A 14,973-nucleotide genomic window follows, 5' to 3' on the forward strand; every position below is an offset into this window, starting at 1 on the left:
ATTGGCGCTACCTATTGATTTCATCGATGTCACCACTGGAACACCCTGAATCGGCTAGCTAATCCCTACATTCGCAGCCAGCACGACACAGACAGTGTGCGACAAAGGCGACTTAGTCTAGCACTTTCTTAACCAATAAGCTTTACCCTAACTGGTATGACATGGCGAAGTGTCCATCTGATGAGCCGCCTCACACAGCTGCTGGATCAGCGCGTCGACTTTTTCATTCCGCTCATTGCGCAAGGTATATAAACCGACGTTACCTCTCTTACTCGGGTGAGCACCCAACACTTTTACCCCCTGACTCGCCAGATACATCTGGGCTCGACTGGTATAGGGCATCACCGACTGAGTGTCGTGTAATAAGTCAATACCGGGACTGAGGGCATCAACATCAAACACCACTTGGTTGACGTGCGTCGTTGGGCTGATGGGGTTCGCCAGCAAATGCGCATGCCGGGCATGATCAGGCGTGACACGCATCAAAGGCCAATCACTTAGGCGCTGAGAGTCGATGCTGGCGGATGTGTCTGTGAGTAGCGGATGGTTATCAGCCACATAATAGCTTTCTGCATCCTGAAACAAGGGCATAAAGCGGACTTGCTGGCTCGCAACCAGATCGTCAATTTCATGACCGATAAATACATCCACATCGCCACTAAGCAGCGATGCCATCAGTGCCAAACGATTGCCAAATTCGATGTGGACGGCACACTGACGATCGGCTTGATAATCAAGCACTGCCGGTTTGACAAACAAGGGCCACCACGCCTCCCCAGTGCCAAGCTTTATTTGTCCTGCTTCACGCGCTTGCAAAGCATGAATCTGGGCATGAAGCCTTTGCCGCTCGGCGTGCAGTGCCGTGGCATGCTGATAATAAAGCTCTCCTGCTGCAGTCATACTGACGCCGCGAGGATGACGGACCAATAACTGACACGCGAAACGTTGCTCAAGCTTTTGGATCTGTGCCGTCAATGAAGGTTGGCTGATCCCTAACTGCAACGCAGCCGCTTTAATACCCCCTGCCTCAACCACCGCAATAAAGTAGCCGGCGACTTTTTCTACATCCATACCGCCCCCACTCACAGTTTAATGGCTTACTTTATAGCCTAATCAAGATACGTGATTCAATCATAACGCATATTTTTCACCTATTATCACTTTACCTATAGCCAGTCGGTTATATCAACAAGCGTCACGCCTATTTTTCTTGGCACCGCCCGCGCGCTAGGCTGTTGGCCACAGCTCAAGCCGAGGCTTTGAGGATTTTCATTGTCAATAAGAGGTAATCGGTATGCAGAACGCTTGGTGGCATGATGCCGTTGTTTATCAAATCTACCCACGCAGTTTTTACGACACCAATGGTGATGGCATTGGCGATCTTAACGGAATTATCGAGAAGCTCGATTACTTACATTGGCTCGGCGTCAATGTGTTATGGCTATCGCCGGTGTACCAATCGCCGATGGATGACAATGGCTATGACATTTCCGATTACTGCGCGATCGCGCCTGAATTTGGCACCATGGGAGACATGACGCGCTTAATCGATAAAGCCGGCGCGCTTGGCATCAAAATCGTGATGGATTTGGTGGTCAACCACACCTCCGACGAACACCCTTGGTTCCAAGCCGCGCTTCACGACAAAAACAGTCCTTATCGCGACTTTTACATTTGGCGCGATGCCAAACCCGATGGCAGTGCACCCGATGATCAAGGCTCAATTTTTGGTGGCAGCGCATGGCAATGGGAGCCAAACACCGAGCAGTATTACTTTCACTTGTTCTCCAAACGCCAGCCCGATCTGAACTGGGAAAACCCCGCCGTCCATGACGCCGTGTATAAAATGATGAACTGGTGGATTGACAAAGGCATTGGCGGATTCCGCCTTGATGTGATTGATTTAATTGGTAAAGAAATCGATAAAGGCATCACTGGCAACGGGCCGCGCCTTCACCCACTGCTACAGGCCATGAATCGGGCCACATTTGGCGGCAAAGACTTGCTTACCGTCGGCGAAACATGGGGCGCAACGCCCGAGATTGCCAAGCTTTACAGCGCACCGGAACGCAATGAACTCTCCATGGTGTTCCAATTTGAACACATTACCGCTACCTGGAAAGACGGCGATAAATGGCAGCCCGTGCCGCTGGATGTCGCCGCCCTCAAACAGGTGCTGTTCAAATGGCAACAAGCGCTGGCCGATAGCGGTTGGAACTCACTATTTTGGAACAATCACGATTTGCCTCGCGCCGTATCCAAGTTTGGTCACGACGGCCAATATCGAACCCGCTCGGCAAAAATGCTCGCCACGACCTTGCACTTGATGAAAGGCACGCCCTACATCTACCAGGGGGAAGAGATTGCGATGACCAATGTCGCCTTCCCGTCTATCGACGATTATCAAGACATCGAAACCCGCAATTTTTACGACTTGCGTGTTGCAGAAGGCGTGGATCCAGACACCATGATGGAGGCGGTATACCAAAACAGTCGCGATAACGCCCGTACCCCAATGCAATGGGAGAACGCACCGCAGGCAGGCTTTACCCAAGGAACACCATGGTTGCCGGTTAATCCTAACTACACCACCATCAATGTGGCACGGGCGACAGAAAATAGCGGCTCAGTGCTTTATCACTACCGTGAACTGATCAAGCTGCGCAAGCAATATCCAGTGATCGTACACGGCCAGTTTGCGCCTGTGGAAGAATCACACCCTAACGTGGTGGCTTACGAGCGCTTCGACGATACCCACCGTATTTTGGTAGTCAGCAACTTTAGCGAGCAAAAACAAGCCATCACTCTCCCCGAACACTGGCGCGATAAGCCCCTAACCTGCCTTAGCTACAATATGGATCCGGTCAAACAGTTAAGCACTACCTACAAACTGGCTCCTTATGAGTCGTTTGCGGTGATGCTGTAGCAAGGGCGTTTAGTCGCCGATATCACCAATATAATAGGATCGCGCCTGCAGACAGCTGCAGGCGCCCAGCCAAAGCCGACTCACCCCTCTTACACGCCATAAACCACGTCTACCGAGGGCATTAATACATATACCCAAGCCAATCCATATGCCCTGCTGGCCATGGTTTGTCTTTCATCGGTTTTACATACAATTCATCGACATACTCGACCGCTACGCCATAGTTGGTATGTTCATGGATGCGTAGCCAAGAGGCATATGACTCGACAAGCTGAAAGCCATTAGCCACATAAAAATCGTGCACCTCAGAGATAAGAACAATGAAATCAACGTCTTTATCTTTGGCATAGTCAGCCAGTTGCGACAGCATACTCGAGCCTATCCCTTTTCTTTGCCAAGCGCTGTCGATGCAAAAATCACTCACCCCTAACACTTTGTATACGTCGCCACCGACATTCACTGCCCTATAATCCAACCCCATATAGCCAATCAGTTGATTATCTTGGTACTGCAATGCCCGCATGTGGAGAAGCTGCTTATAGTAAGAACGGGCAACTTGATGGTCAGGAAATGCCTTGTTTCTAAGCGCTTGAATACCCTCATGCTGCGCGTTCGACACTTCGATTTCTGGGAGAATTTCCATGTTTAAGCTATTGATAATAAATTCATTTATTCAATTATTAACCAGTTCGCCATACTAATAGGGTTCCAATCATTTTGGCTCATCGGTGACGGGAAAATGTGTTTTAGCTCACACAATAAAAATGGCGGCTTCCATGTGGGAGCCGGAAAAACACTTGGTCTAATCAAGATTCTTGACGGTAATCTTTGCCCCTGTTTGACTGGTAATCGTCTTATGGTGCCGACCATTAACGAAATGTAGTGCTGAATAATCACTGATCCCGTAGCAAGGCATGTTTACGTGATGGCTAGCAAACTGAGAAAACAGCTCAGCTTTCGCGTCACTCTCCGTAAAGTGTGCTGATGCTAAGCCTTGCACAAAACCAAGCCCCTCGATAACGGAATACTTCTCAGGATCGTTATCTGTGATCCCGTAGTCGAACCAACATATTGCGCCCGCACTCATGCCACACAATATGATGCCACTTTCATAGCAATCTTGAAGTATTCTATCTATTCCCCACGCTTTCCATACTGCGAACATAGAACGTGTATTACCACCGCCGACATAAATAACATCTTGCTCTTGCAGATGTGTTCGCCAGTCTAGGTTGGGTTTAAATAATGGAAAATGACTTAAGCGGCGACTGAGTTTAGACTGATAAAAACGATCGATTGCTTCCTCAGCATCCCCAGTGGCAGTGGGAATATAGCAAACTTTCGGATCACTTTTCTCAGTTAAACGGAGCGCATATTGATCTAATTCGCTTTGTTGTTCTCCCATCATCCAACCACCACCGCCTAACGCGACAATATGTTTATCCATTACGTGGCCTTTTTTTTAATTACTATTGAAATTCGTCACCCTGATTTTTTAAGGTTTTATGCCCGCACCTTGTACAAACTTCGTATCGATCGATTAAGTCCAATGATGCACCAACAGGACTGGCAACACCACCAAAGAGACCGTCGAGAAAGGCCTTAAATTGTTCTTTTTTACTCTTCCCATATTTCGAAGGCTTTTGCTTTATGGTTTCTTTATGCTCAGTTTCTTGCCCACATTTATCACAAAATTTAGTGCTCACTTTATACCTCTGGCCAACCGATAGATTTGGTTTAAATTGCCATATAACGGCATAGAAAAGGTTGACCGATTTCAAAGTTAACGTATAGATAATTCGTCGCGGGCGCAAGGCGAACAGAATAGGGAGAATGGCGTTCACTCAAACACAGGAGAACAAACCGACAACAGCCACATCGTTAACCTAACGTATTGAAATAAGGTCTTTTCTTCTCACTTCTTGGCTGCGCTCGCGCTAAAAAAGTGCCAGACGCAGCGCCTACCTATGCGCATTCGAGCTATTTACTTAATAAAGCAACGGGCTTGTTCAACACCCAAATAAGTATCGGCTGCGCGACACTTATTTTTATTTGTTATAAAGAAGATATAGCATAGCTCTAACTGGATTTCGAACAAGTAAGTAGCTTATGGTGTCACCACTTTCATGATCTCTTTATAGACAAGTTTAATTGGCTGACTAGAGTTTTCTTCGTTACAAAGTTCCAAGTTAGTTATTAACTCGTGAATTTCTCGAATCTTTGGTGATTTAAATGCATCGAGTCCATTTGTGACAGTAATTGTATAGCCATAAAGCTCTAACCAATGATTGGTATGACGTCCCTTTGAGCCTTTTATAATTTTTATGTTTTCATAGCCTCTCATTTGTAAGTATAAACCTAAAACTTCACACCAAAATTTATTTGTTTTCTCTTCTGATAGCTCAAACTCACTCGGAATTACATCCCAATTTATTGCATCCAGAGCCATATTGAACTCCGTAAATTCATGCTCTATAAACTTAGGCTCTAACTGTATCCTTAGACGAAGTTTCTCGACTTCATCGTATGCTTGTCTTATTGTCTTTACTCCTCGTAGAGGCTCACTACGATCATCTTCAAGGCAATCATTGTAGTTCTTTAATGCTTCGTGAAACTCGTTATTAAACTCTGTGCTAACGGCTTCAATTATCGTAGAACATATTGCACTCAGAAAAAAAACCTCTGCTATCGAGTTAGGATAATCTGGGTTTTTACTATAATCACTCAATAGAACAACATCTTCCTTATTGCTAGCAATCCGAAAGTTATGGGCAACAAGTGCATTCCTATAAGCTCTTAACCCTTTAACTTCGTCAATTCTTTTCAAAGCAGGCTTAACCTGCTTGCAAACTCGGCTAACTCTTTCATTATTTCTTCCCAAAGATTTAAATAAATTAAACCCATCTAAAAAGGCGCAAACATCAATAATTTGCTTTAAGAATAAGGTTTGTTTTAGATCTTCGTTGAAGTGAGCTATTTCCTTACATCGCTTCCCATATTTTTTTGTTTTTTCTACAGAAAACTCTACTAAAAACTGATCTCTTTCAAATTTCTCTTTAAAGAAATGAAAAATAGTTAAGCTATTATGTAGCTGATCCATTATTCATCCCTAATAATTCAACATAATCAATTGGTTATGAATTGTTTATTTCTGATTTATAACGCCGGCGTAACGGGCCGTTTTGTGGAGCGCAGCGGAACAAAGCGGTCCCGTTGACGCATTGGTTATGTATTATTGCTGCAACCCAAACTGCTGATGGTCGTCTCGAAAATCTTCGAATGCTGCCAAAGTTCTCTCAGTGGGATAGGGATAGAAAACAGGGATTAGGTGATTTTCGCGACAGAACCTCAACACCTCATGCCCCATGAGCTCTATTGTTTTATCCCTCTGCTTGTCAGTCATGTTCGAGTTTCGCCAATGATTGAAGAAAATTCGATCTTCAAAGTTTGAGACAGCCTTCTGGGCGGTACGCTTGTACTCAGTGAGGCTAATTTTGGAAAACTTAGCATAAGGCAAATGCTCGTTCAGAAGCTCATAGAAGTGCTTCGGATCATAGCTATGGTGATTACGACACTTCATTAGCTGATCCACGGCCGCTCTATGATTAATGAAAGCACTAGCGTTTTCACCATTAAGCGAGCAAGTGAATCCAATATTGTGATCAACAAAAGCAAAAAGAAATTTTCTCTGCGCTGCAGAGTATGCTGTTTCAATTAGGCAGTCATGGTACTGAAAGTTGAAGAATGCAACAGTAACCCCACTACTAGCCATTCGGTTTTCGAATAACCGGATATTTGTGAATCTCAATATTTACTCCATTTATACATAACGCCTGTAGCTGCGGCAAATTGCGAGCGCAGCGAGTAATTTGTCCTACAGCCTACACTTGTTACGCGCTGCCACTCTCAGCTAAAACCTTGATGATAGCAATTGCACCACCAATAACTGCCACCCATATTGGTATAAGCACCGTCCATCTTTGACTGCGCCGAATTTGCCTATCATGTAGTTCTATCGCCGAATTTAGTAGCGCCTGGGTATGCTCGGGAGATAGTGGTGGCCGCTTTTCCCCACTTTCATTCGATACATGGCGAGTTACCAATGATATTGGATACTTTCGTCCTTCAACAACTCGAAAGAATTCCTGATGCTCTTTGGCTAGTTGAAGCCAACTGTCTGCCGAGTTTGGGAGCGCTGGAAGCTCGGATTTCACACCTTCCTCGCTCCGATGTGAATCCTTATCGAGAGCCAAGACTTGAATCAATGCCAGCACATCTTCAAGGCGACCATCTTTGAGATACTTATATTCTTTTCTATGGAAGCACATGCGGTGTTCCCTTTGACGCGTAACATTGTATTAGCACGCGCACTCGATTTCCCAAAATCGTTATACGCGGCTATTCTTACCTAACTAACTGTTATAACTAACATTTATTGCTTTCAGGGTCTATCTCTTTGCCGAGAAAGTGTGCATGCCGCCTATCTCTGGTGGCACGTTCACATTATCACCACGCCTACTTGCCTAATCTATTGATTAGAATTACTTTTCTCTTTGGTGTTCTGAGATAGTGTGAATGAACGACGACAAAGCGTGCACTCAAATGGCGTGCTTCCACGGATAAGCTGGTTATCCAGCTAGTATTTTCCACGCTACCGACGATCAGTTCTCGGTACCTAACACACCTTTTCGTCAACGTTGTCAGGCTAGCTTATCAAAGCCATGCTGATTTTTTCGTGCTTAATTGTCCAAAATGTTAGCGAAGGCAGATTTTGTGGGGCAATGGCTGGATCGGCAAAAAGCGCTGAAGGCATTTAATTCCGTCACCCACAACAACCTGTAATCGCCGCGTACTACGTGCCCCATTCTAGAAGGGTGAGGTCGCCAGTTGTGCGATGGGAGATTTATCACACAGTGTCTATGTGGAGTATGGCCGCAACTTATTTTGGCTGTTCACCAAGCTGGGGCCAGGCAGTGTAGCAAGAAAATCCATGCTTGCCGTCGCCAAGTCAACGCATTGCAGATGTGATCTAAACACACTTTTTCTTCCCCCTATACATTCCCTCTTGTAGACTACGCGCGCGTTGACTATCGACTGATAAGAAAATTGATTTATGCCTGCGATTACACCGGCCTTTAAAGTGATAGACGGTTTCTCCCTCTGTGCCACTGACACAGAGCGCCTTGATGTATTCTTTACCTACCTGCGTGAGGGTGCGCCCGAGTTAGCAGAGTTGCGTCTTGAGCAGCTTGTCTTAGCGTTAGCCAACTCCCCCTCTCAAGCCGCGCTCTTTGCCAATAGCGTGTGCAATGAGGCCAAGAAAATAAAGCTATCGCCGGCGTTTGTGCAGCTGGGGATTTTCTCTAAAAACGGCCTTGTGACTGACATTTTTCGTCGACTTTATAACAAAGTGAACCCGCCGCCTAAACGCTGCAACGACATCAATGATCTGCTCAGTTACTTTGTCGGTGGTGAAGATAAAGCGTGGGTAAAGGCCATCTCTCATAAGTGCTGGTTTAAGCTATACCGTCTACTCGTCAAAAACGCCGCCCCGGAAGCCATCCGCTCAACCGGAGCTTATATAAAAAGCGAGTTGTGTTATTCGCTAGAAATGCTGTCTATCTGGATCGCCGCCGAGGAACTTGATCCCGAGCTACTTCGGATCGATCGCCGTTTGAGTGAGGTCGATTCCCCCTTCATCGCGCTACAGCGTGAAACCCATCAACTCGTTAATGCGATTAGATACGAGACGTTGGATCCCAAAGACAGGGCACATTTTTGGGTGATGATTGAGCAATGCCAGCAGCAGGTGAAGCGGATCCGAGCCCGTGGTATCAACCAAATGGGCTTCTCCGCGCACGCTTCACGTATGCTTGAGCGCTTGGATCAAACATTAAATCGCATGGTGCTGTTGATCCAAATTCTTGATTTTCGTCACCCGCATCAGAAGGCGCGCTGTGTATTCAACCTCTGGCGGCAATTGCTTATTTCGGTGACAGAACGCAACAGTGTGCGCGCGATTTACCGCAAAAGCACTCGCACCTTTGCGCAAAGTGTCACCCAAAACAAAAGCAATCACGGCGAGCACTACATTGCCAAGACCAAAAAGGATTATTTTAAAATCCTGCGCGGGGCCTGTGGTGCTGGGGTGATTATTTCGCTACTAGCGTGGGTAAAGATGTATATCGAAAGCCTGCAGCTTGCGCCACTTAATAATGCGCTATTGGTCAGCCTAAACTACGGCGTCGGCTTTATGCTGGTGCATATTTTACACTTTACCATTGCCACCAAACAGCCGGCGATGACAGCTGCAAACTTTGCCGCGCACGTAGAAAAGAACAAAATGGGGCGTACGCGCAGCAAAAAACTCGCGCGCCTGCTGATTAATGTAAACCGCTCTCAATGGTTTGCGGTATGGGGAAACATTACCGCCGCAATTACCGTGAGTGTGCTGGTGAGCCTGGTGTTTAGCCACTTTTACCACAGCCCGCTACTCAGCAGTGAGCAAGCGGCCTATCAAACCTCAGCCATTCATCCTATCAATGGTTTAGCCTGGCTTTACGCCGCTATTGCCGGGGTCTGGCTGTTTTTGTCGGGTATTATTACCGGCATTCTTGATAATCGGGCGGACTACATTGAGCTCAAAGATCGCTTAATCGGCCATCCATTATTCCGCGCAATCTCGCTACAACGACGAGAGCGGATAGCACTTTACATCCATCAAAATTATGGTGCATTAGGCGGTAACTTTATTTTTGGTGTGCTTTTAGGCATGACAAGCTACGTCGGCTACCTTATTGATGTTCCGCTTGATATTCGCCACGTGGCGTTCTCATCTGCTCACGCGGCATACGCACATATGAGCGATTACACGTCGTGGTTTTCTGTTTTATCCAGTCTGTTTTTTGTGTTGATGATTGGCTTTATTAACCTGTGGGTCAGCTTTGGTCTCGCATTATTCGTTGCGCTGCGCTCGCGTAACTGTGAGTTGGATATGAAGTCGGTGAGAACCGCGGTGCTGACACAAATCAAGCAGCATCCCTCTAGCCTATTTTGGCCTAAAGACCCAGCGCCTATGGCCAAACCGCAAGGTACAGGTCAACGCCGTGCGCCATAAAACCTAACGCGTTTGTCACCGGCCAGCGGATGGCCGGTGAGCGCTGATGGCTAAAGCGTCTCTTTTGGCCAAAAGCGCTGGCGCTATTTCAACCCACCAGCCCGCTTCACCTCGGCACCATACCAGTCACAGTGTGAGCATGGTTCACGTTTTCATAGACATGGATATTCATCAATATTGCGGTAAATATCTCATAAATGAACAGTCATTTATGCTGTAAAGAATTATGGTCATCAATTAATAATTAACCAGCGCAACTGTCAGATAAACTAGTCACCATGCGTTTTCTACCTTATTGACGTTTGAAACACGCCGATAGCGTAATTTATTGTTTACACGGTTAATTGTAACGAGCTTGTAAATGATTCTATTGATAGGCCACGTTAAAGATGCGAACCGACATGTTCGTCTTCCTATTGTGCAGTTGGGAAGAAAGGAATCTTTCAACAACAATTAGGGCAATAAAATGAAACTCTCTAAATTGACATGGCTTATCGCCTCTAGCGTTGTCGCCAGCACACCGGCACTGAGTGCAGAACTGATTAACGTCACTGATGATGCAATGCTAAGTCAGGTCTTAAACCAACCTGCAGGTGTTTACGCGCCATCAGGTTCACAAGCCAACCCACTAGGGTTCAAAGAAGTGAAGCGTATCACCTTGCCAAACGGCAAAGTCAAAGTGCGTTACCAGCAAACCTATCAAGGTGTGCCCGTTATTGACACGGCTGTCGTCGCGACAGAAAAACAAGGTCAACGTAGCGACGTCTACGGTACCATGGCACAAGGTGTCGCGAACGATATCACCTCTATCTCACCCGCGCTCAATAGCCAAGCGGCCTTAGAAACCGCGAAGGCTGCTTTCACGCAGAGCCAACAAACCATTACCTCTGCCCCATTTGAAAACGAGAACACTCGCTTGGTGGTCAAGCTGGATGATGAGCAGAATGCGCAGCTCGTCTACATCGTTGATTTCTTTATCGCTGGTGACGACCCAAGCCGTCCTTTTTATATGATTGATGCCGACACTGGTGAGATCTTGAAGCACTGGGATGGTATTAATCATGCGACTGCCGTTGGAACAGGCCCTGGTGGGAACGAAAAAACGGGCCAATATATTTATGGCACGGACTATGATGGCTTCCCTATCGACAAAACCGGCACCACGTGTACGTTAGAAAACGACAAAGTGAAAACGGTCGATTTAGAGAACGGTACCACAGGCAGCACTGCCTTCACCTACCCGTGTACAGATAGCAGTAACTACAACGACGAAAGATATGTTAACGGCGCTTACTCTGCACTGAACGATGCGCACTATTTCGGTAACGTTGTTTTTGACATGTACCAAGATTGGATGAACACCGCACCTCTGACTTTCCAGCTCACTATGCGCGTCCACTACGGCAACGACTATGAGAATGCATTCTGGAATGGTAGCTCAATGACATTCGGGGATGGCAAATCAACGTTCTACCCACTGGTCGATATCAACGTGAGTGCCCACGAGGTCAGCCACGGCTTTACTGAGCAAAACTCTGGTCTCATCTATGCAGACATGTCGGGCGGGATCAATGAGGCGTTTTCTGATATTGCCGGTGAAGCGGCAGAATACTACATGCATGATGAAGTCGATTGGGTGGTCGGTGCCGACATCTTTAAAGGCACTGGTGGTCTGCGCTATTTTGATCAACCTTCACGCGATGGCAAATCAATTGATGACGCCAGCCAGTACCGTGATGGCATGAATGTGCACTATTCAAGCGGCGTATATAACCGTGCTTTCTACCTCCTCGCTAACAAAGCAAACTGGGATGTTCGCAAAGGCTTTGAAGTATTCACCACCGCGAACCAACTGTACTGGACCGCCAGCAGCACATTTGACCAAGGTGCGTGCGGCGTAGTGAAAGCCACGCAAGACCTAGCTTACAATGGGCAAGACGTTATCGATGCATTTAATACCGTAGGCGTCGATGCAAGTTGTGGTGACAACGGTGGAAACGTGCTTCAGCCCAACCAGCCGGTTACCGGTCTAAGTGGTGGTAGCGGCAGTGAAACCTTCTTTACGTTCACAGTTGATAGCAGCCGCAACGTCAATGTGGTAATGAGCGGTGGCACGGGTGATGCCGACCTTTATGTAAAAGCAGGCAGCAAACCCACGACTGATAGCTGGGACTGTCGCCCGTACAACTATCGCAACGATGAAACCTGTCGTATTAGTGCACAAGAAGGTACCGAGTACCATGTAATGGTGCGTGGCTACCGTAGCTACGCTAACGTTAGCCTTGAGCGTGATTAATCACTCCCTGACAAGCCGCTGTTTCAAACAGCGGCTTTTTGTCTGGGCAAAAACTACTTTTTACTAGATATATAGACACTCAAATAATCCCTAACACTTTTTTCCTTCCACAATGGCTGATAAACAGTCTGTAAAAACCACAAAAGTCTTAATTTTCATCACATTATTACGGTAAAACTCTAGAAATGCTTCAAGTCATCTAGATCACAACACCCATCTATTTTTATCTCGTCTACGCTTAAGATAATCATGGATAAATTGGAGTCATTATGTTCAAGCATCTGTTCGCCATCGTTTTCTCGGCCCTTCTTCTAGTAACACCAGCTCGAGCCGATACTCTCACCATGCCATCGCTCGAATGGCCGCCTTATTCTGGCAAAAATTTGCCTAATCAGGGCGCATCCGTTGCGGTGGTGCGTGCGGCCGTACAAGCCATGGGTCACGAACTTAACGTCGAATTTTACCCGTGGTCGCGCACCGTGTATTTGGTCAAGAATGATGCGCAGTACGCTGGCTATTTCCCAGAATATCACTACGAAACAGACGAACTGATCTTCTCTGACCCCATAGGCACAGGCCCGCTCGGGTTCGTTGAAAACGTCAATAGGCCTATCGAGTGGTCAACCCTTGATGATCTTACTCAACATACCATTGGTGTGGTGCGTGGCTATGTCAACACACCAGAACTAGATGAGCGCATTGCGAATGGCACACTAAAGTCGTCTGCGGTCACCAGTGACACACAAAATTTACAAAAAGTAGGACGTGAACGTATCCCGCTAGCCGTCGTGGATGCCAATGTGCTGGACTATCTCAAAGAGAATGACTCTGCTCTCAGTGCCGTTAAAGACAATTTACAAATGAACAAAAAGCTATTGGTTGATAAAAAACTCTATATTGCGTTTGCCGATAATGCCGAAGGGCAAAAATGGCGCGACATCGTCAATCAAGGACTAAAGAAAATCAATATTGAACAGGTAATGAAAGAACACCTGGGTGAATAATGAACACTCGAGGGGAAAGTGGCCGCAGTCAGGTCGCATGACAATGTAAATGGAAGAGTAGCGCTATGTTTAAGAGTCTAAAAGCAATATTTGTCACTCAAGTGGTTATTGCTGTTTCTGTGGTATTAGGGATATCAAGTTATATTGATTATCAAAATACCAAACAGGAACTGAATAGCGCGCTTGAAACCACAGTGGAAAATGCCACCAATCGTATGAATCTCAGTTTGCCCAAAGCCATTTGGGACTTCGATTTGGAAGCGGCCAAGCTGTCGATTTCCGCCGAGTTGAAAGCCCCCGATATCAAAGCCGTTCGGGTGCTCGATAATCAGGGATCGGCAATCGTCTTTCTGCGCCTCGGGCCACCCAATGAAGAGGGGCAACGCCAGCCCAAAGACATCGGCGACGGCGAAAAGTCGATGTACGAGTCCATGCCCAACGAAGAAAGTGAGCTTTCATTTACCGAGTATGGTGAAACTAACAAGGTAGGGACACTTCAGGTATTCTATAACACCGACAGGCTCGAGGCGGAGTTATCCGAGACCCTCACCCGAAGCCTCATTGAGCTGCTAGTGCTCGACCTTGTGATGATTGTGTTCCTGATTTTGGCATTAACTGCCACCGTCGTTAAACCGCTCAACGATTTAACTGGGCGCGTCAGAGATCTCGCCAGTGGTGATGGCGATCTCTCTACCGTTATACCAGCACCGAAATACAAAGAATTCGCCCAGATCACCGAGCATATTAACCACTTCACCGCTTCGTTGCGTGAAATTGTCAATGAAGTGACCCAAGCTTCTATCAATCTCGCTGAGGTTTCGGCAGAGAGTGGGCAAATGGCGCGCACGAACGCGGAACGCTTGGAGCAACAGAAACAAAGCCTCTCTACCGTTGCTGCCGCCGCTACGCAGATGAATCAATCCATTGCTACCGTTGCGGATACGGCGAACGATGCGGCTACCCGTGCGGCGGGTGCCACGGATCTGGTTAACCAAGTGTACGGCACCATTGAGAGCTCCGCGTCTGAAATCATCAACATGCGTTCAGAGATGGAGAACGTGAATGCTGAAATGCATAAACTGCTTGAGGAAGGTGAGAAAATCTCAGATGTCGTAAACGTCATCAATGATATCTCTGAACAAACCAACCTCTTGGCGCTGAACGCTGCGATTGAGGCGGCGCGCGCTGGTGAGCAAGGCCGAGGCTTTGCGGTGGTGGCTGACGAAGTACGCAGTCTGTCAGTCAAAACCAGTGAATCCACCGAGCAAATTCAATCCAACATCAAGTCGTTGAGTGAAGCGACTGAGTCGGTAGAAAAAGAAATCAATCGCATTGGTAGTATTTTGGAGAGCACAGCAGGTCGTGTTTCAGAGTCACAAGAGTCAGTGAGTCAGGTGCGCGAGACCATCACGGATATTTCCGAGCGTAGCGGACAAATTTCGCAAGCCACTGATGAGCAACGTCAAGCCATTGATGAAGTGAGTCAAGCAATCAATGAAGCTTCAGAAGCAACCAATTACGTGACTGAAGGTGCACAAGAAAACGCAGCACGCACCGACAAAGTGCTTACCCTAAGTGAAGACATCAAAGCACAAATGGGGAAATTTAAAACGTAATCAAAGGAATAACA

Annotated in this window: 12 protein-coding genes; 5 read left to right on the top strand and 7 right to left on the bottom strand. The window is 46.9% G+C overall.

Going from position 1 to position 14,973, the window contains the following annotated elements; all coding sequences use genetic code 11:
- Positions 1–147: 147 nt before the first annotated feature.
- Positions 148–1,071 carry a LysR family transcriptional regulator gene (locus EHW58_RS01110; protein WP_152794101.1) on the bottom strand — a complete coding sequence of 308 codons (924 nt, stop codon included), beginning with the start codon at positions 1,069–1,071 and terminating at the stop codon, positions 148–150.
- 223 nt (positions 1,072–1,294) lie between these two features.
- Here EHW58_RS01110 and EHW58_RS01115 point away from each other — a divergent pair, with 223 nt between their 5' ends.
- Positions 1,295–2,926, top strand: a complete 1,632-nt coding sequence (locus EHW58_RS01115; RefSeq protein WP_152794103.1) for an alpha-glucosidase — start codon at positions 1,295–1,297, stop codon at positions 2,924–2,926.
- 121 nt (positions 2,927–3,047) lie between these two features.
- Here the strand turns inward: EHW58_RS01115 and EHW58_RS01120 are convergent, their stop codons facing one another.
- From EHW58_RS01120 to EHW58_RS01145, 6 genes are all read right to left on the bottom strand, one after another.
- The gene (locus EHW58_RS01120; protein ID WP_152794105.1) at positions 3,048–3,569 is read right to left on the bottom strand and encodes a GNAT family N-acetyltransferase; all 522 of its coding nucleotides are present in this window, start codon (positions 3,567–3,569) and stop codon (positions 3,048–3,050) included.
- A gap of 159 nt (positions 3,570–3,728) precedes the next feature.
- Positions 3,729–4,373: a peptidase E gene (locus tag EHW58_RS01125; RefSeq protein ID WP_152794107.1), complete on the bottom strand. Its 645-nt coding sequence runs from the start codon at positions 4,371–4,373 to the stop codon at positions 3,729–3,731.
- Between the two features lie 22 nt (positions 4,374–4,395).
- A complete protein-coding gene (locus tag EHW58_RS01130) occupies positions 4,396–4,632 on the bottom strand; it encodes a hypothetical protein (protein WP_370517817.1) in 237 nt (78 codons plus the stop codon).
- 401 nt (positions 4,633–5,033) lie between these two features.
- Positions 5,034–6,026 carry a hypothetical protein gene (locus EHW58_RS01135; RefSeq protein ID WP_152794109.1) on the bottom strand — a complete coding sequence of 331 codons (993 nt, stop codon included), beginning with the start codon at positions 6,024–6,026 and terminating at the stop codon, positions 5,034–5,036.
- Positions 6,027–6,158: 132 nt separating this feature from the next.
- Complete coding sequence (locus EHW58_RS01140) at positions 6,159–6,698, bottom strand: hypothetical protein (RefSeq protein WP_227986259.1); 540 nt, start codon at positions 6,696–6,698, stop codon at positions 6,159–6,161.
- 118 nt (positions 6,699–6,816) lie between these two features.
- Positions 6,817–7,254 carry a hypothetical protein gene (locus EHW58_RS01145; protein WP_152794114.1) on the bottom strand — a complete coding sequence of 146 codons (438 nt, stop codon included), beginning with the start codon at positions 7,252–7,254 and terminating at the stop codon, positions 6,817–6,819.
- A gap of 785 nt (positions 7,255–8,039) precedes the next feature.
- On the opposite strand from EHW58_RS01145, the gene EHW58_RS01150 reads away from it, so the two are divergent.
- From EHW58_RS01150 to EHW58_RS01165, 4 genes are all read left to right on the top strand, one after another.
- The gene (locus tag EHW58_RS01150) at positions 8,040–10,043 is read left to right on the top strand and encodes a recombinase (protein ID WP_152794116.1); all 2,004 of its coding nucleotides are present in this window, start codon (positions 8,040–8,042) and stop codon (positions 10,041–10,043) included.
- 466 nt (positions 10,044–10,509) lie between these two features.
- Positions 10,510–12,339 carry a M4 family metallopeptidase gene (locus EHW58_RS01155; RefSeq protein WP_152794118.1) on the top strand — a complete coding sequence of 610 codons (1,830 nt, stop codon included), beginning with the start codon at positions 10,510–10,512 and terminating at the stop codon, positions 12,337–12,339.
- Positions 12,340–12,608: 269 nt separating this feature from the next.
- Complete coding sequence (locus EHW58_RS01160; RefSeq protein ID WP_152794120.1) at positions 12,609–13,343, top strand: ABC transporter substrate-binding protein; 735 nt, start codon at positions 12,609–12,611, stop codon at positions 13,341–13,343.
- Between the two features lie 65 nt (positions 13,344–13,408).
- Complete coding sequence (locus EHW58_RS01165; protein WP_152794122.1) at positions 13,409–14,959, top strand: methyl-accepting chemotaxis protein; 1,551 nt, start codon at positions 13,409–13,411, stop codon at positions 14,957–14,959.
- Positions 14,960–14,973 lie beyond the last annotated feature (14 nt).

The organism is Salinivibrio sp. VYel1, assembly GCF_009377945.1.
Classification (GTDB): Bacteria; Pseudomonadota; Gammaproteobacteria; order Enterobacterales; family Vibrionaceae; genus Salinivibrio; species Salinivibrio siamensis.